The following is a 24702-nucleotide window of genomic DNA, read 5'->3' as shown; positions in this document are numbered from 1 at the left end:
GGCAATATTTTCCTTACCTTTTACGGTATTTAGTGGATTGAAAGCATGAGCAATGACGATCTCAAAAAGCAGATCGATGAGGCACGTGCTGCTTATGCGAAAACGTATGAGCGACCACTAAACCAAGAAGGTCAGGCTAAGGGCATGGCTCTGGGGTTTAGAATGGCAACTGAATTTGCTGTTGGACCTCTCGTTGGTGCAGCCATTGGCTGGGGATTAGACCTTGTGTTTCACACGAAACCTTGGATGCTAATCATCTGGATGATGTTTGGGTTTGCCGCAGGAGTTATGAATGTCGTGCGCGCGGCCACAGCCTCGCAAAACGCCGCCGGAAGTGAACCGGTTGAAGGAGTTGAAGAAGAATGATGCTGGAATCGATCAATTCAATGATCAACCAAGTCGCTACCGACCCGATTCACCAGTTTGTGCTGAACAAAATCGCGGACTTCCAAATTGGTGGTTTCGACGTTTCTTTCACAAACTCATCAGCATTTATGCTGTTAGCAGTTGTTTTGGCTGTTGTTTTATTAGGTGTTGCCTCTTCTAAAAGCGCGACAATCCCAAGTCGTGGCCAATCAATTGCTGAGATCGCCTATGGTTTTGTTGCTGGCATGGTCCGCGACATGATGGGCGAAGATGGAATGAAATTCTTCCCTCTCGTATTCTCACTTTTCATCTTTATCTTCTTTGCGAACATGCTTGGTATGTTCCCATATTTCTTCACCACAACATCTCACATCATCGTTAACATGGCGCTTGCCCTTCTCGTGATGGCAGTTGTGATCGGATATGGTATCTGGAAAAACGGATTTAAATTCTTCAAAATCTTCGTTCCATCAGGTGTTCCTCCGGTTCTTTATCTCTTGGTGACACCAATTGAGATTATCTCTTTTGCGTCTCGTCCGCTTTCATTGTCAGTGCGTTTGTTCGCCAACATGCTCGCCGGACACATCATGCTTAAAGTATTCGCTGGCTTTGTGATCATGCTTGCAAGTGCTGGTGGCGCATTAATTCTGCTTGCACCTGTTGCCCTTGCCGGTACGGTTGCAGTAGTTGCTCTAGAATTCCTGGTGGCGTTCCTCCAGGCATATGTATTCGCTATTCTAACATGCGTTTATCTAAACGACGCATTACACCCAGGACACTAAGTCTCGGGCGTAAATTGAATTTTTGGTTGACCTGCCCGCCCATTTAGGGTTTTAGGGCGCAAACTCTTGGGAGATCCGTTATGGAAGAAGGTCTAAAGTACGTCGGCGCAGGTCTAGCCTGTTTTGCTATGTTTGGTGCAGCTCTAGGTGTGGGAAACATTTTCTCTAGCTACCTTGATGCAGCTATGCGCAACCCATCTGCAGCTCAAGGTCAGTTCGGTAACCTGATCTTTGGTTTCGCGGTGACAGAAGCCCTAGGTATCTTCGGTTTCTTGATCGCGATCTTGCTTTTGTTTGCTGTTTAATAGCACTCAACAGAATATCGTCTGACGCGGAATTTGAAACTGCCCTTCTCGGGTTGACTTCAAATTCCGTAGTTGGGTTTTAAGAATATACCTAAGTATCAGGGGTTAAACCATGGCGACTACGCCAGCACACGGCGCTGAAGCAGCAAGTGGCATTTTTCCGCCGCTGAACGACTACGCCTCATACCCATCACAGATTTTTTGGCTCGCTCTAACATTCGGCGTGCTTTACCTATTTATGTCGCGCATGATTTTGCCGCGCATTGGTGGAGCTATTGATCGCCGTGCAGACAGCATTACACAAGACTTGGAAGAAGCCTCACGCATGTCTGATCGTGCAAGTGCTGCCCAACAGTCTTTAGAAAAAGAACTCGCAGAAGCACGCGCAAAAGCTCGCGCCACTGCAGCTCAAGCAAAAGCAGAAATCGAAGCTGAAGTTGCTGCTGAAACAGCAAAAACAGAAGCTGAAGTTGACGCCCGCCTTGCCAGCGCAGCAACACGCATTGCCGAAGTACAAGCAAGCGCAATGAAAAATGTTGAAGACGTTGCATCTATGACAGCAGCGAATATCGTCAACAAACTCATTGGTGTGAGCGTTTCAAAAGATGACGCCGCTAAAGCTGTCTCAGCCGTGTTAAAAGGAAACTAAGTCATGGCCGATCAAAAACACGCTGATGACGTAAAACACGTAGGTGACGTTCTTCAATCAGAAATTTCTGACGAATTACACGAAGCGACAGGCGTTGCAGAACATGGTGAGCATGTAGAAGCCGCTGGACCGTTTGCAGATCCTACATTTTGGGCGACAATTGCTGTACTTATCTTTTTAGGCATCCTTGTTTGGAAGAAAATTCCTGCAACTATTGCTAAATCGCTTGATGATCGTGCGCAGAAAATTCAAGATGAATTAGACAATGCCCGCCTCCTTCGTGAGAAAGCACAAGCTGCTCTTGCTGAAGCAGAGCGTAGCCAAGCACAAGCTGAAGAAGATGCGAAAGCGATTGTCGCAGCCGCGAAAGCTGAAGCAAAAGCATTTGCTGACACATCTCGCGCAGACCTAAAAGAACGCATGGAGCGCCGTGAGAAAATGGCTGAAGAGCGTATCGCACGCGCTGAAGCAGAAGCCACTCAAGCAGTACGCAACACTGCAGCTGAAGCAGCTTCTACAGCTGCAGCTGGTATACTTCGTGAAAGCACAGCAAAAGGCCCCGCAAAGAAAAGCCTTTTCGAAACAAGCTTAGAAGATATCAAAAAGTCCCTTGGCTAAAGCCTTACTGAGATTTGATTGAGACGCGTCCCTGACTTAATTGGACGAGTTACAACAAAAACGAATTTGAAACGCAGCATTTATCCATATCGGATTTGCTGCGTTTTTTATTTGTAATCGGGTGATTTTATTGAATTTGGTTGTCACCAAATATCAAATTTAACAGCCAGTTCGGCGCGAAGCGCTTCAAATTTGGATGTTTAGCGATTGTCTTCTGCATCCAGCGACGCCCAGCCAATGAATTGCGTGCAAGCAACACCACCCCTAAAATCACAATGGGCAATCCAATTGGCACGAATGGAATTGGTGTTAGAAATGCGATCGGCACCCCAATAATAATAAAGAACAAGCCCAATGCCGCGAGTATAGGCCGGATAATTGCCATCACACCGCCCCTAGCGACCTGAGCTGAGCGTTTGGGTAAAGTTTGACGTGCGTGTGGGGGTTCTTCTTTAGAAAAAGGCGTCACAATATTGTTTTTCATAAATAATCTTTATTCATTCTGAGCGCTAATTATCATCAGGAATATGTGCCCAGAATATGGCTGTTCGTCATTAAAGATATGTATGAAATTAATCAAGCAGTTTGCAATCATATCTGCTCTAAGATGATTAGAACTAGACAAAAAAGCGCCCTTACATAATGAAGGGCGCTTTTAGTTTTAATTGCTAATCAACAATTGTCGCTAAGCCTCTTCAGCTAGCCAACGCAAGACAGGTTTACGCGCTGCCAGCGTCTCATCTAGGCGGCGCATAGGGGCAAGATATGGCGCTTGTTTTAGCGCCTCATCACCCGATTTTGCTTTGCGGGCAACGCTTTCTAGTGAGTCACAAAAACGATCCAGCTCAGCTTTGCTTTCTGTTTCTGTCGGCTCAATCAACATAGCGCCATGCACAACAAGCGGGAAATACACCGTCATCGGGTGATAGCCCTCATCAATCATGCCTTTTGCAATATCAACAGTTTCAATGCCGCTGTCTTTTAGGAATGCATCCGAGAACAAAGCCTCATGCATGCAATAGCCCTCAAAAGCAGGTGACATAACTGACTTTAAACGCGCTTGAATGTAATTAGCGTTCAAAACAGCGTCTTCCGCCACTTGTTTTAGGCCGTCAGCACCGTGTGAGAGAATGTATGTCAATGCACGCGTAAACATGCCCATTTGACCATGAAACGCACACATGCGGCCCAATGGTTTCAAATCAGTGCCTGCAAGTTCTGCTTCATCATCCACATAAATAAGCTTGTAATCGCCGTCGCGCTTATCAACTGTCATAACTGGATAAGGCGCATATTTCGCCAAACGCTCAGACAGAACAGTTGGACCAGCACCAGGGCCACCACCGCCATGAGGCGTTGAGAATGTCTTGTGCAGATTAATGTGCATTGCATCCACGCCCAAATCACGCGGACGCACACGCCCGACAATCGCGTTGAAGTTAGCACCATCACAATAGAAATAACCGCCGGCTTCATGGATCAGATCTGCGATTTCTCTGATGTCACGCTCAAATAACCCACATGTATTTGGGTTGGTCAGCATAATGCCCGCCACATCAGATGTGTCGCCTTCAAGCTTTGCTTTCAGATCATTTAGATCAACGCGGCCATCACTAGAGGCTGCAATTTCTTGCACTTTAAAACCACACTGCACAGCTGTCGCAGGGTTTGTTCCATGCGCAGATTCAGGCACCAACACACGTGTGCGCGTGTTCACTTCACCGCGATCAATCAAAGCGGCGCGTATCGCTGCCATACCGCACCATTCACCATGCGCCCCTGCTTTAGGGCTCATCGCCACAGCCGGCATGCCTGTTAGCTTTTTAAGCCAATCTTCAAGCTGCTCGATCACCTCCATTGCGCCTTGCACAGTTTGTTGAGGTTGTAATGGATGTATATCGGCAAAGCCCGGCATACGCGCGACTTTTTCATTCAGGCGCGGATTGTGTTTCATCGTACACGACCCAAGCGGGAAAAGCCCCAAATCAATAGCGTAATTTTTCTGTGACAAACGCACATAATGGCGCACGGCTTGTGGCTCTGACAAACCCGGAAGCCCTGTTCCGTTTTTGCGCTTTAAACCACCAAGGCGATCTTTGCGCCCTTTAGGGGTAGGAAGGTCGACACCTGTTGTCTCAGTTGTGCCGATATCGAAAATCAGCTCTTCTTTTTGGAGAAGCCCCTTAGAGCCAGAAACTGTTTGAATGCTCATGCCAGCACCTCCTTCAGCGCTTGTGCATAGGCGGCAATGCCTTCAGCAGTGTTGCATTCTGTTGCTGCTGCAATCACCACATTCTCCAGACGAGCGCGCGGGAATAAACGCGATGCACGTACGCCGCCAATGACGCCTTTTTCATCCAAAGCAGCCAGCAAAGCGCCCGCTTCCATCGGTGTTTCAAATGAAATCTCGTTGAAGAATGTCTCTGTTTTTAGCGTCACGCCATCAATAGCTTCTAATGCATCGGCTAAATCACAAGCTGCTTCATGATTTAACGTAGCCAATTGCGTTAGCCCCTTATCACCAAGCAATGTCATGTGGGCTGTAAACGCCAAGGCACATAGCCCCGCATTCGTACAGATATTGGAAGTCGCTTTATCGCGGCGAATGTGTTGTTCGCGTGTGGAGAGTGTCAGCACGAAACCGCGTTTGCCATCCGCGTCCACAGTCTGCCCACACACACGGCCCGGCATTTGTCGCACTAACTTTTGGCGACAGGCCAAAAGACCAACATATGGACCACCAAAACCAAGCGGATTTCCAATGGATTGACCTTCACCCACCACTATATCAGCCCCCATCTCACCCGGAGGTGTGATCAGGCCAAGCGATACAACTTCGGTAAACACAGACACAAGCAAGGCTTTTTTCGCATGTGCGGCATCTGCAATTGGCGTGAGGTCTGTCACTGTTCCAAATACGTTTGGAGACTGCGCAATCAAGCAAGCTGTATCATCCTCAGCATATCCAATGAGTGCTTTCTCATCATCAAAAGCTGGCGGCAGAATAACCACTTCAATGCCCTGCGTTTCACAGGCAGTACGAATTGTTTCTGCATAATGTGCATGTACGCCGCCTGAAACGATTACCTTTTTACGCCGCGTCGCACGACACGCCATCAAGGCCGCTTCAGAGGCCGCTGTTGAACCATCATACATAGACGCATTCGCCACTTCCATCCCAGTTAGCATCGCCACTTGGGATTGAAATTCAAACACGGTTTGCAAAGTGCCTTGCGCAATTTCTGGCTGGTAAGGTGTATATGTTGTCAAAAATTCAGAGCGCTGAATAATGTGATCCACGCTTGCAGGCACATGGTGTTTATACGCACCACAACCGACAAAAAATGGTCCTTCAGACGCTGTCCGGTTTTTTGCAGCTAGAGCGCTCATATGACGCTCAACAGCCAACTCGCCCTGATGCATTGGCAAGCCTTCAATTGGGCCTGTCAAACGTGCAAAGTCTGGAACATCTTGATAAAAATCATCAACGCTTTTTGCGCCAATCATCTCAAGCATTTGCGCCCGATCATCAGGCGTCAGTGGGAGGTAACGCATATATTCCTAGCCCTCACAAAATGCTTTATACGCAGCTTCGTCCATCATACCTTCAAGCTCAGAAGGATCAGACATTTTAACTTTGTAAAGCCATTCAACAGCTGTCAGTTTTGCATGAAACTCTTCTGAATCGCCCTCTAGGAAATCATTCAATTCTGTAATTTCACCAGAAACAGGGGAATAGACTTCTACTGCGGCTTTTGCTTTTTCAAACACAAACAGGATGTCACCCTTGGAAACATCGTCATCCACTTCCAACAAGTCTTCAGCGGCCACGATATCATCGCCCAATTGCTCTGCTGCATAAGCGGAGACACCGATCGTCGCAATGTCACCTTCTACTGAAACCCACTCATGATCTTCTGTGTAAAGTTTAGTCATAATTCTCTAGCCCCTAGCCGCGATAATAATTTTGTTTGACGAATGGCATACGGCTGACAACCGCTGCCCTTGGTTTGTTTCTGACAAGAACGTCCAGCTCTGTGCCTGCTTGCGTGTAGCCGCGCTGCACATAGCCCATAGCCACAGGCTTGCCCGCAGTGTGTCCGTGACCGCCTGATGTGATGACACCAATGATTTTGCCATCTTTCGTGGCAATCTCAGATCCTTCACGTGCTGGCGCTTTATCTATCAATGTCAGGCCGATACGTTTCATATCTGTGCCATTTTCAATCTGAGCGATAATTTTTTCACCGCCAGGAAAATCAGCTTCATCGCGGCGCACTTTAGACACCGCCCAAGTGAGTGAGGCCTCAATCGGCGTTTTGCTGGTATCCATATCATGCCCGTATAGGCAAAGCCCTGCTTCCAAACGCAAACTATCGCGCGCGCCTAAACCAATCGGCGCTATTCCAGAATCTTCCAGCAAAGTCTTGGTTATGGTTTCAGCATGTTCTGCTGGGACAAGAATTTCATATCCATCTTCGCCTGTATAACCCGAACACGAAGCCAGACAATTTACGCCACATACATCCACGCGTTTAGCAGTCATAAACACCATATCAGCAAGCTGGGGTGCGTATTTCGCCATAAGCTTGCGTGTTAGCGGGCCTTGCACAGCAATCAGCGCGTTATCATCAGCTCGCTCTAGCACAGCGCCTTCACATTTTTCGCTAATCAGCGCGAAATCTTCTTCTTTACAGCCAGCATTCACAACAATGTAGAGGCTGCCTTGTTCCTCGGGTGCGAATGGACGCGTCACCATGAGGTCATCCAAAATGCCGCCATCATCATTTAGCAGCAACGTATAACGCATTTCACCCGGTGCGAGGCCTGCAATATCTCCACATACAAGCTGTTCAAAAATACCGGCAATTTTAGCATGAGCTGCGTCACCGGTTAGCGCGGTTTCGCTGCCCATTTCTTCAAGTTTCAGAAAAGCCGGCCCCATGTGGGAAACATCAAACAGACCACATTTTTCACGTACATGATGATGTTCAGGAATGATACCAGAATCAAACTGGATAGGCATGGAATAGCCAGCAAAATCGACCATTTTGCCACCCATAGAATGGTTCAGTTTTGATAAAGGTGTAAGCTTCAGATCTGCATTGGACACAGTACAAGGTTCTCCACGGTCGGCATAAACTTCTACGCACTCATGCACGTAGATATTTCATGCCCCCGCTGTCCCTTGCGCCTGAGAGATTCCGCAGTGCTTAATTTAGCAACTGCTTGCTCCTTCGGCGAGGCTGCGCATTAAAATGCCGCCTCTTTCCAGCGTTTTATAATCTTTCGCGGTCCTTTTGCCTGAGCGTTTCCGGGGCGGTTGCGCCTTCGGCCATGACTTTTATGCCATTCTCTCCCGCGAGAGATACAAGGCTGCAATGAGCAGCCCCGATAGTTTCTAATGTTCAGTGAATAAGCGAATCGTCAATAGAGAAACGACTCATCCACTGATTTTCATATCTTTGCACAAAGCCTGTGCATAATTTGGTTACATACGCTCAGGCGTTTCTATCCCGATAAGCGATAAACCTGTTTCCAATTGTTTGAGCGTTGCTTGAGCCAGAGCCAATCTCGATGCTTTCACGTCATCTGGTACACCTGCTTTTAAAATAGGTGCATTCGTCCAGAAGGATGAAAATGCCTGCGCCAGATTATAAACATGATCACAAATCCCATGCGGCGTGCGGTTGGCATAAGCTAGCTTTAGCGCACCTTCAAAAGCATCCAGTTGAAGCGCTAAGACACGCTCTTCTTTCAGCTCAATCTTCATCGCACCCGCAACTATGCCTTCTTCTTTGGCGCGGCGCATAAGTGATTTCACGCGAACAGCTGCATATAAGAGATATGGCCCAGTTTTACCTTCAAAAGCCACAAACTGATCTAAATCGAACACATAATTTTTTGTACGAACATTTGACAGGTCAGCAAATTTAATCGCTGCAAGCGCCACTTTATCCGCAATATCAGCACGTTCTTCCGCTGAAAAATCAGCCCCCATACCTGTTTCTTCAAGGCGCTCACGCGCTTTATCTTTGGCTTGCTGGATAAAGTCATGCAATTTCAACACGCCGCCTTCACGGGTCTTGAAAGGTTTGCCGTCTTTCCCATTCATCGTGCCAAAGCCGATATGCTCTAGGGATGCTTCTTTTTCATAACCCGCAATCTCTGCTGCACGGAAAACCTGTTCAAAGTGAAGCGCTTGACGTGCATCCACAACATACAAGGTCAGATCGGGTTTGTTTGTCCGTTTCCGGTCGAGAATGGTTCCCATATCTGTCGCATGATACCCAACAGCTCCTTGAGAATTGAGCAGCATGAATGGCGGCATGTCTTTTTTATCAGACTCACGTTCGACATAGATGACCCATGCTCCATCGCTTTCAACTGCGACTTTGCGTGATTTAAGATCTTCAACAATTTCAGGCAGCAATACATTCGCGTCAGACTCGCCCTTCCAAAGGTCGAACTGCACACCAAGATCACCACATTCCCGCTCCAGCCCGATTTGTGTGACTGCACAAAATTGTTTCCAAAGCGCGCGATATCCACGACGCCCTGCTTGAAGTTCTGCGGTTGCCGTTTGCGCCAATGCGCGCACATCTTCACGGTATTCTGGGTTGGGCACTTTCTTATAAACAGTCTTTCCATCTTCGATGGTTTCAACCGTATTTTCAGCTTTCATCTTCCCAGCATATAACGGGTAGAGACGCTCTAAATCATCCATTGAAACGGGAGATTCTTCTGGATATTCGCCTTCAAAATTATCATCAAAATAAGGAAGGTCGGGTTGTTCTTCGCTTACGCCAACGATTAGCAACCCCATTTGAAGCCCCCAATCTCCAAGATGAACATCAGATGTCACATCATCGCCGAGAAAACGCAAGAGACGCTGAAGACTGTCACCGATAATCGTAGAGCGTAAATGCCCAATATGCATGGGTTTAGCGACATTCCAGCCACCAAAATCAATCATCACATTGCGCGGCGTTTCAACAGATCCACCCCCTGCTTTATCATCAGCAAGTATTTCAGTTGTCCGTCCCTCAAGTGCAGCAGCAGATACAGTGATATTGAGAAATCCTGGTCCTGCTACATCTACACTTTCAACCAATTCCAGTGCTTCGATTTTAGGTGCGACTTCGCCGGCTATCTCACGCGGGTTTCGTTTAGCTGCTTTTGCCGCAGCCATTGCACCATTACACTGAAAATCAGCAAGATCAGGACGGTCGGCGCGGCGCACTTGCCCAAGTTTCCCGTCCAGCCCTAAGCCTTCAAATATGTCGCCAACAGCGCCGCTTAATATATTTGCTATATCTGTCATTACTATTTTTCCGCACGCTCCTATTAGCGTGCGCCTACAAAGCCTGAATTTATAAAAATCAGATGATTTTCAGCCAATCCCGTCATCGACTGATGTATTAATCTTGTCCAGCATTCACACGGAAACGTTTACCAGCGCGATTGAATTCCAATTCCTCTTCATTCAACACAAAACCAACAAACACTTCGAAGTTGGAGCCGGAAATACTCGAATCAGCTCGAGGAATAACAATATTTTCAACAGTGTCACTCACGGTTACACGATCCGCACCTTTGGGAAATGTAACTTGCAGAGGAAATGTTTCTTTTTCGATCACAGCACGTCCACGGCGCGTTACAGAAACAAAATAATCATAATTATGCGTATCACCTTGGGCATTGGGACCACGTCCCATCGCAAAATCAATGCTGACCTCCATCTTTATGGGATCATCACCTACATACCGACAAAAACTACGAACGCCGACAATTTCACCTGTGAAACCTACATTCTCGAAAGTCTCATTTCCATTGATCTGTACCTTGCGAGATGCATCATATAGAGACGCGACAACAGGACACGGCCCTTCATTTGGACGGCTATCTAATGTATTTTGCACTGAAGAACAGCCGGAAATACCCAAAGCTATAAGTGAAAAACCTGCCGCTTTTACAAAGCTAGCCACTTTTGAACGTTGAATCAGTCCTGTCACGCGCAAAATCCTCGCATATTTTAACACATCCAGCTAAGTCAGTTTGTGAATCGAAATGAAGCACTAACCCTGAATGCGATTTGAATTTATAGAGTGTGATAGCCGTCACAGCGCTTGGGCGCAATGAGTTCATCGCTTATGTATGTGCAACAAATGAGATAAACGTGCGAGTAAGAGGAAAAATCACTATGGAAACACGCCCCAAACTGACAATTTCGCTCGCTTCGCCTCGCGGATTTTGCGCTGGCGTGGATCGCGCCATCCATATTGTCGAGCAAGCAATCGAAAAATGGGGTGCTCCCGTCTATGTTCGCCATGAAATCGTTCACAATAGGCACGTCGTATCTCGGCTAGAAAATCTAGGCGCAATCTTTGTTGAAGAACTTGATGATTGCCCAGATGACCGCCCCGTTGTCTTTTCCGCTCACGGTGTTCCCAAAGCTGTCCCTGCTGAAGCTGCACGCAGAGAAATGACTTATGTAGATGCCACATGCCCTCTTGTTTCCAAAGTTCACATGGAAGCTGCGCGTCATGCCAAAAATGGCTTGCACACTTTCTTGATTGGTCATGCCGGTCATCCTGAAGTCGTTGGTACGATGGGACAGACTGCCGAAGGCACAATGACATTAATCGAAACCGTAAAAGATGCTGAAACTGTTACGCCAACAGATACCGAAAACCTTGCCTACGCCACTCAAACAACATTGTCGGTAGATGATACAGCAGAAATCGTGGCAACGTTAAAACAACGTTTTCCAACAATAGCAGAACCAGCCAAGGACGATATTTGCTATGCCACGACAAATCGGCAAGAGGCAGTTAAAGCCTTAGCAGAAAATATAGACCTCATGCTTGTTATAGGTTCACCCAACTCATCCAACTCTCAACGTCTTGTTGAAGTGGCGCAACGCGGCGGCGCAAAGGCTTCTCATCTCGTTGGAGCCGCCGAAGAAATAGACTGGTCGTGGTTTAAGGATGTTTCAACATTGGGTCTTTCCGCTGGAGCCTCTGCGCCTGAAACACTCGTGCAGGGCGTTATCGCGGCATGTCGTGCTAGATTCGATGTTGAAGTGAAAGACGTCATAACAGCTAAAGAAAATGTTGTGTTCCACGCCCCTAAATGGCTCACAAAAGCCTAATAGAGTGAGTCTCACATCTCCGACCATAAATAGGGTCACGCTTTGCGTATCCGCTGCCTGTTGTTTGCTGGCTCTTTTATATGCTTTCGTGCTTTTCAACGCACGTTTGAATATAGATACGCTCTTATCAAACTGGTATCTTTTATTTGTCGGGATTTTCGGCGCGACGATTGCCAATGCTTCAGGCACTGGAGGCGGCGTTGTTTTTCTGCCTGTTTTCAACGCGATGAACGAGAGCGGTCAAACGTCTTTATCTCAGGCCAATATTCTTGCAGCCAGTTTCCTGATCCAATGCTTTGGAATGACAATGGGCGCAATTGTCTGGTGCAAAAATCTGTACAAGCCAAATACGCAATCTATCTCAATATCAACATCCGACTTCTGGAACAGCGCTGGTCTAATATTGCTGTTAGCCATTCCGACCATGCTTCTCACCCAATATTGGGTGTCCATTGATCCATTCTGGGTGTTATTCGCCTTTAAAATTTTTTCAATCTGCTTGGGTATTGCTGTTGTTGTCAGCACGCTGAAAAATGCCAATCAGCCAAACAATACTTTGAAAACTCAAATTTCATCTCAAGACATGCGGATTTTGTTATGCCTTGCGCCTATAGGCGGATTTGCGAATGCGCTTTTCTCTGTCGGCCTTGGCGAAATCATTGCTCTATTTCTTTTTGTCAGAGGGTATTGCATCACCACCAGTTCAGGACTGGCCGTATTTATCTCTAGCATCAGCGTATTAATAGGCGCACCATTTCACATATTCGCCGGCAATGTTCCTTGGACGATCATAGCCATCACCGCACCCGGTGCTCTAATTGGTGGCTTCATTGCCCGTAAAATTGCCCTCAGCCTCGGTGCGTTTAAACTTAAACTTCTCGCTGGAGGCTGGATCGCAATATCGGGCATTTTATTGCTCTTCTTCAAAATCAACTAAGATATGAAAACCTGTTAGAGAGCTATTCCTGCGCGGCGCAAAAAGAAGATCACCGCCCAACAACATACAGCCGTTGCTATGATAGACAAACCAAAACTCGGCCAAAATGCCAAACCAAGTTTCTGACCACCGATCAAAACGATGAAAAACGCAATTCCCGGCGGAACAAGGAAAAATGTCGTCGTTGCAAATCGCGTTGCGCCTGCTGCGTCTTTGCCATCAATATAGATATTGGCAACTGTCATCATCGTCGCTAATGGCAATGCCACCATTAAAGATGCCACCAAAGTTGATCTTTTTGCGATTTCAGAAAGAGCCGCAATGAAAAGCGCTGTCCCCACAGTTTTCAGTAAAAACATCCACATCTAAACCAGCCTTCCCTGCTGGATGCGAACGTGACGCAGATTCTTTCAACCGACAAGCGAAATATATTGATCAGAACGCGCTATTATTTATGCAAACGACATATTTGTTTCAAAAATTGCCGCCTGCTCTGCAAATTTAGAAGACATTACCCGTAAAACTGCGCTAAAGCATAAGAATTATGGCAGTATATACCGAAGTAGACGACAAAGCGCTGGCCGATTTTCTGGCTGATTATGACCTTGGCCCCGCAATCGCCTTTAAGGGCATTGCCGAAGGCGTGGAAAATTCTAATTATTTATTGGAAACAGCAAAAAGCCGTTTCATTCTCACCCTATTTGAAAAGCGCGTAAACGAGGAAGACCTTCCCTATTTCATGGGCGTAATGGATCACCTCGCTTTAAAAGGCTTTCCTGCGCCTCTTCCCGTTAAAGCAAATGATGGCAAAGCCCTGCGCACACTGTGTGGTCGCCCTGCTGTCATCATCACATTTTTAACAGGCATGTCGCTTAGTCGCCCCAATGTCGAGCAATGTCGTGATTTAGGAATTGGTTTGGCCAAATTCCACGAAGCTTTATCTGATTATTCCGGCAGCCGGAAAAACTCACTCTCTGTTGATGCTTGGCATCCCATGTTTAAAGGCCGCGAAAAAGAAGCAAATGCCATAAATGCAGGCCTCACCTCACATATCCAATCAGATCTGGATGAACTCAAAGCCAATTGGCCAAAAGATCTGCCCAGCGGCGTGATCCATGCTGATCTTTTTCCCGATAATGCTTTTTTTCTGGATGATAAACTCACTGGCGTTATCGATTTTTATTTCGCGTGTAATGATGCTCTCGCCTATGACATCGCTATCTGTCTGAATGCTTGGTGTTTTGAAGATAGTCGCGGCGAATATAATGTCACCAAAGGCCGCGCTATGCTGGCAGGATATCAATCAATACGTCCATTAGAAGACGCAGAAAAAGACGCCTTGCCAATCCTGTGTCGCGGTGCCGCGATGCGTTTCTTCCTCACGCGTCTTATCGATTGGGCTGATACCCCACGCGATGCACTTGTGCGCCCTAAAAACCCAATGGAATATGCCGAAAAGCTAGGCTTTCACCGCAATGCTAAAGGCTTTTTTGATTATGGTGGATAGCCTGTAATCCACAGCCAAATTTAAAGATGATCTTGACCTCTTTTACAAATCATCTCACCTCGATCCTATGACAGATATGATTGAAATATGGACTGATGGTGCGTGTTCGGGAAATCCCGGACCGGGTGGCTGGGGTGCTCTGATCGTCAATGATGGCCAAGAAATTGAGCTATATGGCGGCGAAGCTAACACCACCAATAACCGTATGGAATTAATGGGGGCGATTGAAGCGCTGAATTCAATCAATAAGTCATCCAAGATCACGCTGCATACCGATTCCACTTACGTCAAAAATGGCCTCACACAATGGATTCACGGCTGGAAAAGAAATGGCTGGAAAACAGCTTCCAAACAACCCGTGAAAAATAAAGACCTTTGGCAAGCGCTCGATGAAGCCTGTAAACGTCATCAAATAGAATGGAAATGGGTCAAAGGCCATTCAGGTGATGAAGGCAATGAACGCGCCGATAGTCTTGCGGTTAAGGGCGCTCGAGAATCAGCAGGTGGTAAGCTCGAAGTCAACAAAACTGAAAAAGAGCCTTCAACGCCTGTTCTAGCAGAAAAACCGACTGCGCCAGCTGCGTCAAAATCAGGCCAAGTTCAAATATGGACAGATGGCGCATGTTCTGGAAACCCAGGTCCAGGTGGTTGGGGAGCCCTCCTCAAAATGGGTGAGCACGAAAAAGAACTCTATGGCGGCGAGAAAGATACGACCAATAATCGCATGGAATTGATGGGCGCAATTAAAGCGCTCACCTCACTCAAAGGCCCGTCAAATGTTATCTTGAGCACTGATTCAACTTATGTGAAAGATGGCCTGACCAAATGGATACATGGCTGGAAAAAGAATGGTTGGAAAACGGCTGCCAAAAAGCCAGTCAAAAACCAAGACCTATGGCAAGCACTCGATGAAGCTTGCAGTCGCCATCAAATAGAGTGGCGATGGGTTAAAGGCCATGCGGGCGATGAAGGTAATGAACGCGCCGATAGCCTCGCTGTTAAAGGCTCTATGGAAGCGTCAGGTAAAGCCTGATTTCTTAGGAACGACTTTTCTCAACATCGTCCACATTCAATCCACGTGTTTTAAGTTTATGCCCAACTGTCACTAACGCATCGAGTGCCGGAATAATTTCTGTACCGATCTGGGTTAACTTGTATTCCACAGATGGAGGTGATGTCGGCAGAACATTGCGCTCGATGATACCGCGCTTTTCAAGCTCAGAAAGACGCGTAGACAAGACTTTTGCTGATATGGGCGGAATATCTATCTTCAGCTCACTAAATCGCCTTGGCCCTTCTCTTAAATTCCAGATCACATTGGGTGCCCAAGCCCCTGAAATAAAAGACATACAATGCGTCAATGCACATGGTGCAGGCGGATCAGGACTCTTATTTTTGCGAATTTTTAACGCCATCAGATTTCTCGGTAACTGCCAATACACCTAGTTACTCCATAGTAACTGCATAATGGAGTTACTACAAGAAACCTAGTTGGCAAAGGAAACTATCTATATCAAATAAGTGTCGTCACTAAAACAGGAGATGACACATGAAACTCTATTTCAAAACCGGCGCTTGTTCCCTCGCTTCTCGAATAACATTCAATGAATTAGGTCTGCCATTCTCATCTGAAGCAGTCGACACGGATAAAGGCCTGACGCAGAGTGGTGCGGATTTCAAAACCATAAACCCCAATGGTTACGTCCCTGTTCTTGAAGTGTCTCAAGGCATTTATCTTTCAGAAAACCCAGCCATTCTTCAATACATCGCGGATCAGAAACCTGACTCAACGCTTGCGCCAGTGAATGGAACCTTAGAACGTGCAGGCCTGCAAGAAGCGCTAAACTTCACCGGTTCAGAACTTCACAAAGCATTCTCTCCATTCTTTAGAATACCAGATATGAGCGATGAAGTGCGCAGTGAACACATCAAAAATCTATACAAAAAAGTGCAACACATCGAAAATCAGCTCTCTGATGGTCGCACATTCCTGCTTGGAGAAGATTTCACAATCGCTGATGCCTACACAATAGTTGTATTGAACTGGGCAAATTTCATCAATGTCGACCTTAGCCAATATACCAAAATCGGTGCCTATTTAAAAAATGGTTTTGCGCGTCCTGCTGTGATTAAATCATTAAAAGAAGAAGGCATTTATCAGGAAGAAGCGGCCTGATCGTGTCTAATTTTGCAGCCATAGAAAAAGTGCTACTAGATTATTTTGACATGCTTTATTTTTGTGACGTTGAAATACTGGACCGTGTTTTTCATCCCCAAGCGCTCTATGCAACAGCCGATGAAAAACCCGCTTTGTTTCGGTCGAAAGACGAGTACCGATCCGTGATTGCGACAAGACAGTCTCCAGCTTCACGTCATGAAATCCGCAAAGACAAGATCGAAAAAATAGAATTAGCTGGAGAAAACACTGCATTTGTACGTGCACGATGCAGCATCGGCCAACGGGATTTTATAGATTTTCTAACCTTCATCTATACCGATGGAGAATGGCAGATCATCTCTAAAGTTTTTCATTTCACTGACAGAAAAGCAATTTAAACATGCCTTATGTAAACATCAAAATCACGCGCGAAGGGAATGTCACTGCCGCTCAAAAAGCGAACCTGATCAAAGGCACGACAGAGCTACTTCGAGACGTTCTCGGCAAAGATCCAAACACCACAATGGTTGTTATTGATGAAGTGGATCTAGACAATTGGGGTATTGGCGCGCTTCCAGCATTGGAATTTCGTGCACAACGCCAAAAGTAGAATGATAAAAGCCTGCTTCACCAAATGAGGCAGGCTTTTTCAAACATAGCTAACGATCTAGCCTTTAACACTAGGCTGGTTTCACGATGACTGTAGAGCCTTCACCCGAAACAATTTCAACATTGTCTCCGATGTTCAGCACACCCTCTTCATTAAATTGAGCGCGCCATTCAGAGTCATTGACTTTTACACGGCCAAAGCCACCCAAGAATTCACCTGTTACAATTGCTTTTTTCCCTATCATGGAAGCATAGCGATCATTGAGATTTGGATGGGACGTAGGAGGATTACGTATCCCCGCAAACATAGTGCGCCCTAATACCATCAAAATGATGGACGAAATAACAAACACACCGACTTCATATTCCCATGAAGATAAGCTTCCCGGAGCAAGCGAAGCATAAAGTGCTGTTATGCCTGCAGCTATAGCAATCCACAATAAATCAAATGTGCCGAGCATCATCTCAAAAATCAGCAAACCAATGGCAAGTGCAATCCAGTGCCATACAGTTAGCTCAGTAAACAAAGCATCCATTTAAACGGCTCCTTCCATTCTATCGGTACAGCATTCTAGCCGAAGAAGGCGGACAAATTGTGTTCGCCTTCTCCGCAAAATAGTCAGAATTTAACCTTCCCAAGGTGAATTTGAACCAGATCCACCATTTCCATTGGAGCCGTTCTTCGCACCCTTTGGCGGGTTTAGGCCTGTCAGTGCACCAATGCCTTCAATTGCGCCTGCAATCCCTGCAAATTCAGCCGGAATAATAACAGTGCGCTGCTGATCAGATGTCGCCAGTGCTTTGAAGGCTTGGATATATTCCTGACCAAGGAAATAATTCACAGCATTCACATCACCAGCCGCAATCGCCTCAGACACCATTTGCGTTGCCTTGGCTTCCGCTTCCGCTTCACGCTCACGCGCTTCAGCGTCACGGAAAGCTGCTTCTCTACGCCCTTCTGCTTGAAGAACAGCAGACTGCTTCTCACCCTCTGCACGCAAAATAGCTGATTGCTTATCACCTTCCGCCTGCAAGATTTCAGCCCGCTTGATGCGCTCTGCTTTCATCTGGCGTGCCATGGCTTCTGTAATGTCATGTGGCGGAGACAGATCAGCAATTTCAATCCGCGTGACTTTTACGCCCCAAGGATTTGTCGCAGCATCTATAACGTGCAGCAGACGCGCATTAATATCATCGCGGTTAGACAAAACTTCATCCAGATCCATAGATCCAACAACAGTACGAATATTGGTCAAAGCAAGGTTGGTTATTGCACGCGTAATATCATTGACTTCATAAGACGCGGGCACAGCGTCCACAACTTGCGTAAACACAACAGCATCACACGACACCATCGCATTATCTTTTGTGATCACTTCCTGCTGGGGCACATCCAGCACGGTTTCCATCATGTTCACTTTGTGACCGATACGATCAAAAAACGGCACGATGAAGGACAATCCCGGACTCAGTGTTTTTGTGTAGCGTCCAAATCGTTCGACAGTATATCTATGCCCTTGAGCAACGACTTGCACAGAACTCAAAATTACGACAACGGCAAAAATGATTCCTGCCACCGCAACAATAGAATAACCTTCCATTTACGTCCCTTTCCAAAAATGAATATTTGTTCACTTTACCATATCACAAAGTAAAAATCCAATATAATTCAAGGAATAACGAATTATGTCAGAATTCTATACTAAACTGTGTTTAAAGCTGGGCAAGCATATACTCAGCAGATGATACTTTAAACTCTCCACCATCTTCTATATTCAATTCTACAACCTTGCCATCTTTGATCAGCATTGAATAACGTTTACAACGCGGGCCCATACCAAAGCCACGACCATCAAGTTGCGTGCCTGTCAGGTCAGCAAACTCAGCATTTCCGTCCGCAAGCATGATAATGTCTTCACCAACATTTGAGCTTTTGCCCCAAGCATCCATGACGAAAACATCATTCACGGATATACAAGCGATTTTATCAACGCCCTTCGCACGTAGAGCTTCAGCATTATTCAAATATCCAGGTAGATGACTGACTGAACAGGTAGGCGTGTAAGCGCCTGGAACAGCAAACAGAGCAACAGTTGCACCCGAAGTCAGATCTTTCGTCGAAAGCGGTTCAGGACCATTTTCACCCATCACAACGAAGTTAAATTCTGGGAGTGTATCGCCTTTGGAAATAGTCATAAATAAAATCCCTTTCATAGGATAATCTGATTTTAGAATTTAGAATCAAAAACTGTTACAATGAGAAATATGTTACAGCTGGATACTCCTCGCGCAATCAAGATTCAGTGACATTAGAAATTACAATACTGAAATTCTCTCGTTTTTGATCAAACATCCTCTTGCAGAACGCCGCATTTAGCGCAACCTTGCCTAAGCTAGTCATCTGGAGTTCGGCATTGGAAGGTTCACTCAAAGGTAAACTGCTTATTGCACTCCCAACGCTCAAAGATCCCCTCTTTGAGCGCGCCGTTATTCTTTTGTGTGCCCACAATGAAGAACATGCGATGGGAATAGTCATTAATCACGCAATGACTGATATCGGATGCAATGAATTATTCGATCAATTGGGCATGCAGAATGCGCCATCAACGCAAGTTCCGCTGTTACTGGGCGGCCCTGTTTGCCCCGAGCGCGGCTTTGTTCTTCATTCAGATGATTATGATGCAGAAGGCGCAACAGCGTCGATTATGGATGGCGTATGCCTGACAGCCACCGAAGATGTATTGCTTGCCCTCGCATCAGACACACCACCAGAAAAAGCAGTCTTAGCGCTTGGCTATGCAGGTTGGGGTGAAGGCCAGCTAGAAGAAGAAATCATGGAAAATGTCTGGCTGGTTGCCGATGCATCAGAAGCTCTGATCTATGATAAATCTTACAACACTAAATGGAACCGCGCCTTAGCAAGCATCGGTGTATCTCCAGAAAACTTAAATTCTCAAGCCGGCCACGCTTAATTTAGGCAGGCCACGCTTAATATTCACCGACATGTTGCATTGAAAATGGTGCGATCTTAGAGCGTAGAAATTCCAGTATCGCATCTTCGCAAACCGGCTCACCACTCACATAACCTTGCAAAAAATCACACCCGACATCACGCATATGATCAGCCAATGCATGTGTCTCAACCCCTTCAGCCGTGACGCTCATGTCCAGATCATGTGCAAGATCGATAATCGCCTTGATAATAACGCGCCCGCGTGGCCGGCTCATCATAGAGGTCAAACGTTGATCCAGCTTCAACCCATCCGCAGGGATATCTGCCAGCCAAGCAAGAGAAGAATGCCCCGCGCCAAAATCATCTAGCACAATGCCCGCACCTGCGGCCCGAAAAGCTGCAAAAGCACCCAAAGCACGGTTCACATCCCTTAGTGCAGCCTGTTCCGTCAATTCGATACGCAAAACATCACGCGGAAGGTCACATGCACGAATAATGCTCTCAACTTCCTGCACTAATGTAGCACGCGCTATTTCGGCAGCGGAAAGATTGACCTGCATGAAAACATCGCCCGCAGAGCGCCGAAAACGCGCTAATGCTTTAGCGGCTTTGTCCAGCATAGTTGGCGCAACATGTGTCCAGTCAGCAACCAAGCCATATTCATACAGCCCTTCAGGCCCAATCAGCTCCCCCAAAGGTGTGCGCCAACGGGCAAGCGCTTCAAATCCTGCCAATTCCCGTGTCTTTGCATCCCAGATTGGTTGGTAAACCGGCTCAAGCCCATCTAAATTCGTCACAGTGACTTTGCCCGCAGATGAGCGCACATATAACAATCCACGCGCCGTGCCATCATCGATAGCAGATCCGATTATGCGTGCTGAATCGCCATTTCGTAATATGACTTTTTGATCTATGGCAAAATCAGGCGTATTGCCGACAAGTATTTTTTCAATACCAGAGCGTGCTAATCCATCCAGCTGCGCAAGAAACTCATTGAGTGTCCACTCGCCTGACATATATTCCAGAGGGCTCGACGGATCTGCCTCAATCGTGAAGCGTGCATCCAGTTTAGACCAATGCCATACAGCAGCGCGCGCGGCACTGATTGCTGTGCTTTCATCTAAACTTGCCATTCACTTCTCCTAGATCGGAAGCAAATTCTAAACCGCGTTTTGGTAAATAGCGAGAAGGTTATTTTTAATTCTTTCTCACAAATCACTTAAAGTGATACAAGCTCTATCCTTGGGTGAAATTAAAGGCAGCATCTAGGCAATTTGCAGGACCAACACAGCTTGCTGTCGCCTTGCCTTGCGTAGAATTTTGGGCGCATAACTTCACTTCATCCAATGATACTTTATCAATCGCCACAAGGGCTTCAGATAAATTGATCAACCGATCAAATGTAAACAATTCATATGCCCCAGAGCTAGCACGCGCTGATGGACCTTCAGAAGACATCGCAAACTGCGCTTTTTGAATAGCGATTGCACGTTTTAGTTCAGCTTCGCTTGGCCCCGCATTCGCAAACTCTAACCAAAGCTCTTTGACGATTTTCTGCACTTCCATCGTATCTGATGGGTCACATCCGCAATAGACATTAAACCGCCCAGTATCAGCATAAGAATCAAATTCAGCATCAATCGTATAAGCAAGGCCGCGCTTCTCACGCACTTCCTGATAAAGGCGTGAAGACATACCGCCGCCAAATATCTCTTCAAATAAACGTGCTGCGAAACGATCTTGCGTGCAAGAATCAGGAGCTGGAAAAGACAACACCATATGCGCTTGTTCAGTATCGCGTTCACGTACAATAGCGCCATTGCCATATTCAGGTTTCAACCGAACAGGAGCAGCTCCCGCTTTAAGCGGCTCTAACCATTTTTGAGATTGTGCAATAATCTGGTCATGATCAAAATGCCCAGCAACAGACATCACAACGCGATTGGCAACATAATTTGTTTCAACAAAATCACGCAATTGCGCACAATCAATATCTTTTAGGCTTGCTTCTGTTCCCAGCACAGAACGCCCGATTGCATGATCTGGCCAAGAGGCTGCTTGGGCAAGTTCAAACACCAAATCTTCGGCTTGATCAGATGCTTCGCCAATCTCTTGAACAACAACACCCTTTTCGCGTTCCAGTTCATCTTCTGGAAGCTGTTGATCTAATGCCAAACCCGCTGAAATATCGAGCATGTCGGCTGCATCTTCAGCAAGGCAGCGCACATAAAAACCGGTGCGCTCATATCCAGTCGATGCATTCATCACACCGCCACGATCTTCCACACGCTCAACAAGCTCTCGCGCGCCCAGACCACCCGCGCCTTTAAACGCCATATGCTCAAGCAAATGAGCAATGCCGTTATTTTCAGGTGTCTCATCGCGCGCGCCCGCATCCACCCACACACCCACACTTGTCGTTTGCAAGTGCGGCATGGGATCAAGCACTAAACGTGCGCCATTGGGAAAAGTGACAAGCTCGCGATTGTCGTCATTTAAATTATCTAAAGAACCGCTCAAGCAGTCACCCGGGATAGTGCAACCATACGCTCTTTAACATGATTGATATCCATTGGCCCTGTCTCAAAAACTTCTGGGCGAGATGTAAATTCATGCGCACGTGCAGGCAGCGGTGCATCTTGTCCAATTGCTTCCAAAACTGTCTCAGGAAATTTCGCGGCATGTGCAGTTGAAAGCACAACATCGACAACATCTTTTGATGGATTATGCCGCAAAGCGTGCAATCCAACAGCTGTATGTGGACACACTTGCCAGCCAGTTTCATCCAGCGTCTTTTGCATTTCTACAAATGTCTCAGCATCAGAAACTGCACTTGCCGTAAAGCCCATGCAGCCAAGCGGACCAATTGCTTTTTCTGGCAATGGTGCAGCGCCATCTTTAGCAAGTTGATCATAAGCTGCTTTAATCGCAGCACCGTCTCGACCAGTGGCTTCAAATAATAGACGCTCAAAGTTAGATGGCACCTGAATATCCATAGCAGGACTTTTCGTTGGTGTTGTCTCGCCTTTTTTCAATTCCTGACCATCCAGCAAACGGGCCATTGCATCATTGGCATTCACGGCTACGTGACATTCAAATCCGTTCAACAGGCCAGAGCGCGCAGCAACATACCCAGCTAACGCATCCCCAAAATTACCTGATGGCACCACAAAGCGAATTTTGGCATCAGCCCCCAATTGCGCTTGCGCGGTTGCAAAATAAACAGATTGCGCCGCTATACGTGTCCAATTGATCGAGTTCACACCCGATAAATTCAAACGGCGTTTGGTTTGCTCATCAGCAAACAATTGTTTGACGATCGCCTGACACTGATCAAAATCACCCTCAAGCGCAAAATTATGAATATTAGACGCACCCGTCGCTGACATAAAAACACGCTGCACTGGAGAGATACGATTGTGCGGATGCAGGATCATAACATCCACATTTTCAGCACCAGCAAATGCAGCCGCAGCCGCCCCGCCTGTATCACCAGATGTTGCACACACAATCGTCATACGCTCACCGCGCTGACCAAGGGCATAATCATAAAGCTGCGCAATAAAGCGCATCGCCACATCTTTAAACGCAAGCGTCGGACCATGGTGCAATTCCATCATCCATTTGCCTTGTCCAATTTGCGTCAAAGGCGCAACAGACTGGTGTGAGAATGCACCATAAGCTTTGGCAGCAAGATCTTCAATCACATCATATTCAATGGACTCACCTGCAAACGCTTTTAGAATGCGTGCAGCAGTTACATGGTAAGGCTCATCCTGCGCCGGACGATCAATCGTTGGAAACTCCTGAGGAATGTACAAACCACCATCAGGTGCAAGTCCTGCAAGACTGGCTGTTACAAAATCAACGGGCTCTGCTCCGCCTCGAGTAGAAATATAGCGCATGGGGTCTATCGCCTTATAAGTCGTCTAACTGTCTTTTTTGCCAAAGCTTAAGCGCCCGGCACGAATATGGAATGCGAGGTACAACACAAATAGCGCAATTGCCATCCCATACCACGTCAAAGAATATCCAATATGTTTAGAAGGCGGCGTTTGCGTTAGATCGGCAGGCAGACCATTGCTCGCAAGCAATACAATATCAGTGTTCAGAAAATTTGGCTTGGTCACAAATAAACTGTCTTCCATCGCCTCCAGATCAAACCAATACCATTCATTGGTCTCTGGTGAATTTTCATTTGAAAAAGCTGTTTTGTTTTCACTCATCGGCGCAATCCGAAAAGTATCAATCAACTCTATTTTGCCATTGTAATCTTCAAAAGCAGATTCTGCGAGTATCGCGCCCTCAATGCAATCAGGTTGTTCAATCGCCGTAAAAATACGCCACCCCGGACGTCCATCCGTCGATTGACCAAAAACACGTAACCATTCCGGCGATACAGCGTTACTAGATTGCACGCGAGAGCGCACTGACTCGTCATTGTCCGCACATAAAGCCGTATCTAGGTCGCGAATACCTCGAGACTCTTGTTGATGAAATTCGCTGATAAGTTCAGCTTTCCAGCCCGCACGTTGCCATTGCCATTGCCCCAACCACAATAGCAGGCCCAACACCAGCACACTGCAAATTGTCAAAATTGGAAGGGGTTTAAATGTCATTGAGACATGGCGCTCCGCAGGAGAAAAACAGGAGAAAAATTGGAT

General features: G+C 46.7%; 29 protein-coding genes, 1 pseudogene and 1 riboswitch. Of the genes and pseudogenes, 14 read left to right on the top strand and 16 right to left on the bottom strand.

Going from position 1 to position 24702, the window contains the following annotated elements; genetic code table 11:
• Positions 1 to 45: 45 nt before the first annotated feature.
• The 5 genes from AC5EF3_RS12500 to AC5EF3_RS12480 all read left to right on the top strand — a co-directional run bounded on the left by AC5EF3_RS12500 (position 46) and on the right by AC5EF3_RS12480 (position 2720).
• Positions 46 to 366 (top strand): AtpZ/AtpI family protein, encoded by a 321-nt coding sequence (locus AC5EF3_RS12500; protein ID WP_015826903.1) that lies wholly within the window; start codon positions 46 to 48, stop codon positions 364 to 366.
• Positions 363 to 1148 carry a F0F1 ATP synthase subunit A gene (locus AC5EF3_RS12495; protein ID WP_015826902.1) on the top strand — a complete coding sequence of 262 codons (786 nt, stop codon included), beginning with the start codon at positions 363 to 365 and terminating at the stop codon, positions 1146 to 1148. The genes AC5EF3_RS12500 and AC5EF3_RS12495 overlap by 4 nt, the downstream gene beginning before the upstream one ends.
• Before the next feature lie 80 nt (positions 1149 to 1228).
• A complete protein-coding gene (locus tag AC5EF3_RS12490) occupies positions 1229 to 1453 on the top strand; it encodes a F0F1 ATP synthase subunit C (protein WP_015826901.1) in 225 nt (74 codons plus the stop codon).
• A 112-nt stretch (positions 1454 to 1565) separates the two neighbouring features.
• Positions 1566 to 2102 (top strand): F0F1 ATP synthase subunit B family protein, encoded by a 537-nt coding sequence (locus tag AC5EF3_RS12485; protein ID WP_015826900.1) that lies wholly within the window; start codon positions 1566 to 1568, stop codon positions 2100 to 2102.
• Between the two features lie 3 nt (positions 2103 to 2105).
• Complete coding sequence (locus AC5EF3_RS12480; RefSeq protein WP_493548272.1) at positions 2106 to 2720, top strand: F0F1 ATP synthase subunit B family protein; 615 nt, start codon at positions 2106 to 2108, stop codon at positions 2718 to 2720.
• Positions 2721 to 2847: 127 nt separating this feature from the next.
• Here the strand turns inward: AC5EF3_RS12480 and AC5EF3_RS12475 are convergent, their stop codons facing one another.
• The 7 genes from AC5EF3_RS12475 to AC5EF3_RS12445 form a co-directional block, all read right to left on the bottom strand.
• Positions 2848 to 3204 carry a hypothetical protein gene (locus AC5EF3_RS12475; RefSeq protein WP_015826898.1) on the bottom strand — a complete coding sequence of 119 codons (357 nt, stop codon included), beginning with the start codon at positions 3202 to 3204 and terminating at the stop codon, positions 2848 to 2850.
• Between the two features lie 201 nt (positions 3205 to 3405).
• On the bottom strand, positions 3406 to 4932 hold the full coding sequence (gcvPB, locus tag AC5EF3_RS12470; RefSeq protein WP_493548271.1) for an aminomethyl-transferring glycine dehydrogenase subunit GcvPB: 1527 nt from the start codon (positions 4930 to 4932) through the stop codon (positions 3406 to 3408).
• Positions 4929 to 6275, bottom strand: a complete 1347-nt coding sequence (gene gcvPA, locus AC5EF3_RS12465; protein ID WP_493548270.1) for an aminomethyl-transferring glycine dehydrogenase subunit GcvPA — start codon at positions 6273 to 6275, stop codon at positions 4929 to 4931. Before gcvPA ends, gcvPB begins: the two co-directional genes overlap by 4 nt.
• Before the next feature lie 6 nt (positions 6276 to 6281).
• Positions 6282 to 6656 carry a glycine cleavage system protein H gene (locus tag AC5EF3_RS12460; RefSeq protein ID WP_015826894.1) on the bottom strand — a complete coding sequence of 125 codons (375 nt, stop codon included), beginning with the start codon at positions 6654 to 6656 and terminating at the stop codon, positions 6282 to 6284.
• 13 nt (positions 6657 to 6669) lie between these two features.
• Entirely contained in the window at positions 6670 to 7833 is a 1164-nt protein-coding gene (gcvT, locus tag AC5EF3_RS12455; RefSeq protein ID WP_493548269.1) for a glycine cleavage system aminomethyltransferase GcvT, read from the bottom strand.
• A 169-nt stretch (positions 7834 to 8002) separates the two neighbouring features.
• A riboswitch (glycine riboswitch) is annotated at positions 8003 to 8092 on the bottom strand.
• 119 nt (positions 8093 to 8211) lie between these two features.
• Positions 8212 to 10044, bottom strand: a complete 1833-nt coding sequence (gene argS / locus AC5EF3_RS12450) for an arginine--tRNA ligase (RefSeq protein WP_493548268.1) — start codon at positions 10042 to 10044, stop codon at positions 8212 to 8214.
• Between the two features lie 97 nt (positions 10045 to 10141).
• Positions 10142 to 10735, bottom strand: a complete 594-nt coding sequence (locus tag AC5EF3_RS12445; protein ID WP_015826891.1) for a hypothetical protein — start codon at positions 10733 to 10735, stop codon at positions 10142 to 10144.
• A gap of 188 nt (positions 10736 to 10923) precedes the next feature.
• Between AC5EF3_RS12445 and ispH the strand changes: the two genes are divergently transcribed.
• On the top strand, positions 10924 to 11874 hold the full coding sequence (gene ispH / locus AC5EF3_RS12440; protein WP_015826890.1) for a 4-hydroxy-3-methylbut-2-enyl diphosphate reductase: 951 nt from the start codon (positions 10924 to 10926) through the stop codon (positions 11872 to 11874).
• Between the two features lie 4 nt (positions 11875 to 11878).
• Positions 11879 to 12811, top strand: coding sequence for a sulfite exporter TauE/SafE family protein (locus AC5EF3_RS12435; protein WP_493548267.1), 933 nt, complete (start codon positions 11879 to 11881; stop codon positions 12809 to 12811).
• 14 nt (positions 12812 to 12825) lie between these two features.
• Here the strand turns inward: AC5EF3_RS12435 and AC5EF3_RS12430 are convergent, their stop codons facing one another.
• A complete protein-coding gene (locus AC5EF3_RS12430) occupies positions 12826 to 13170 on the bottom strand; it encodes a DUF3147 family protein (protein ID WP_174256050.1) in 345 nt (114 codons plus the stop codon).
• A 185-nt stretch (positions 13171 to 13355) separates the two neighbouring features.
• Between AC5EF3_RS12430 and thrB the strand changes: the two genes are divergently transcribed.
• The 3 genes and pseudogenes from thrB to rnhA (AC5EF3_RS12415) all read left to right on the top strand — a co-directional run bounded on the left by thrB (position 13356) and on the right by rnhA (AC5EF3_RS12415) (position 15351).
• Entirely contained in the window at positions 13356 to 14318 is a 963-nt protein-coding gene (thrB, locus tag AC5EF3_RS12425; protein ID WP_493548266.1) for a homoserine kinase, read from the top strand.
• A 67-nt stretch (positions 14319 to 14385) separates the two neighbouring features.
• Positions 14386 to 14823, top strand: a pseudogene (rnhA, locus tag AC5EF3_RS12420) (ribonuclease HI); the annotation flags it as partial.
• Positions 14824 to 14922: 99 nt separating this feature from the next.
• Positions 14923 to 15351: a ribonuclease HI gene (gene rnhA, locus AC5EF3_RS12415; RefSeq protein WP_493548311.1), complete on the top strand. Its 429-nt coding sequence runs from the start codon at positions 14923 to 14925 to the stop codon at positions 15349 to 15351.
• A gap of 4 nt (positions 15352 to 15355) precedes the next feature.
• Here rnhA (AC5EF3_RS12415) and AC5EF3_RS12410 read toward each other — a convergent pair whose 3' ends face one another.
• A complete protein-coding gene (locus tag AC5EF3_RS12410; protein ID WP_493548265.1) occupies positions 15356 to 15733 on the bottom strand; it encodes a winged helix-turn-helix transcriptional regulator in 378 nt (125 codons plus the stop codon).
• A 134-nt stretch (positions 15734 to 15867) separates the two neighbouring features.
• Here AC5EF3_RS12410 and AC5EF3_RS12405 point away from each other — a divergent pair, with 134 nt between their 5' ends.
• Genes AC5EF3_RS12405 through AC5EF3_RS12395 form a run of 3 tightly spaced genes read left to right on the top strand, consistent with a single transcriptional unit; the run spans position 15868 to position 17086 of the window.
• The gene (locus AC5EF3_RS12405; protein ID WP_493548264.1) at positions 15868 to 16494 is read left to right on the top strand and encodes a glutathione binding-like protein; all 627 of its coding nucleotides are present in this window, start codon (positions 15868 to 15870) and stop codon (positions 16492 to 16494) included.
• A gap of 2 nt (positions 16495 to 16496) precedes the next feature.
• Positions 16497 to 16874 (top strand): nuclear transport factor 2 family protein, encoded by a 378-nt coding sequence (locus AC5EF3_RS12400; protein ID WP_015826883.1) that lies wholly within the window; start codon positions 16497 to 16499, stop codon positions 16872 to 16874.
• Between the two features lie 2 nt (positions 16875 to 16876).
• Positions 16877 to 17086 (top strand): tautomerase family protein, encoded by a 210-nt coding sequence (locus tag AC5EF3_RS12395; RefSeq protein ID WP_493548263.1) that lies wholly within the window; start codon positions 16877 to 16879, stop codon positions 17084 to 17086.
• Between the two features lie 70 nt (positions 17087 to 17156).
• Here the strand turns inward: AC5EF3_RS12395 and AC5EF3_RS12390 are convergent, their stop codons facing one another.
• The 3 genes from AC5EF3_RS12390 to AC5EF3_RS12380 all read right to left on the bottom strand — a co-directional run bounded on the left by AC5EF3_RS12390 (position 17157) and on the right by AC5EF3_RS12380 (position 19281).
• A complete protein-coding gene (locus tag AC5EF3_RS12390; RefSeq protein WP_015826881.1) occupies positions 17157 to 17621 on the bottom strand; it encodes an NfeD family protein in 465 nt (154 codons plus the stop codon).
• Positions 17622 to 17711: 90 nt separating this feature from the next.
• Positions 17712 to 18686 carry an SPFH domain-containing protein gene (locus AC5EF3_RS12385; RefSeq protein WP_015826880.1) on the bottom strand — a complete coding sequence of 325 codons (975 nt, stop codon included), beginning with the start codon at positions 18684 to 18686 and terminating at the stop codon, positions 17712 to 17714.
• Between the two features lie 112 nt (positions 18687 to 18798).
• Positions 18799 to 19281, bottom strand: coding sequence for a peroxiredoxin (locus tag AC5EF3_RS12380; RefSeq protein ID WP_015826879.1), 483 nt, complete (start codon positions 19279 to 19281; stop codon positions 18799 to 18801).
• 218 nt (positions 19282 to 19499) lie between these two features.
• On the opposite strand from AC5EF3_RS12380, the gene AC5EF3_RS12375 reads away from it, so the two are divergent.
• Positions 19500 to 20057 (top strand): YqgE/AlgH family protein, encoded by a 558-nt coding sequence (locus AC5EF3_RS12375; RefSeq protein WP_015826878.1) that lies wholly within the window; start codon positions 19500 to 19502, stop codon positions 20055 to 20057.
• A gap of 16 nt (positions 20058 to 20073) precedes the next feature.
• Here the strand turns inward: AC5EF3_RS12375 and AC5EF3_RS12370 are convergent, their stop codons facing one another.
• The 4 genes from AC5EF3_RS12370 to AC5EF3_RS12355 form a co-directional block, all read right to left on the bottom strand.
• Positions 20074 to 21171, bottom strand: a complete 1098-nt coding sequence (locus AC5EF3_RS12370; RefSeq protein WP_015826877.1) for an EAL domain-containing protein — start codon at positions 21169 to 21171, stop codon at positions 20074 to 20076.
• A 103-nt stretch (positions 21172 to 21274) separates the two neighbouring features.
• Entirely contained in the window at positions 21275 to 22558 is a 1284-nt protein-coding gene (locus AC5EF3_RS12365) for a M16 family metallopeptidase (protein ID WP_493548262.1), read from the bottom strand.
• The gene (gene thrC, locus AC5EF3_RS12360) at positions 22555 to 23943 is read right to left on the bottom strand and encodes a threonine synthase (RefSeq protein ID WP_493548261.1); all 1389 of its coding nucleotides are present in this window, start codon (positions 23941 to 23943) and stop codon (positions 22555 to 22557) included. Before thrC ends, AC5EF3_RS12365 begins: the two co-directional genes overlap by 4 nt.
• Positions 23944 to 23967: 24 nt before the next feature.
• Complete coding sequence (locus tag AC5EF3_RS12355) at positions 23968 to 24657, bottom strand: SURF1 family cytochrome oxidase biogenesis protein (protein WP_493548260.1); 690 nt, start codon at positions 24655 to 24657, stop codon at positions 23968 to 23970.
• Between the last annotated feature and the right edge of the window lie 45 nt (positions 24658 to 24702).

The organism is Hirschia sp. (genome assembly GCF_058892565.1).
The sequence above is the reverse complement of the archived record's forward strand: the minus strand, read 5'-3'. Positions and strand labels throughout refer to the sequence as shown.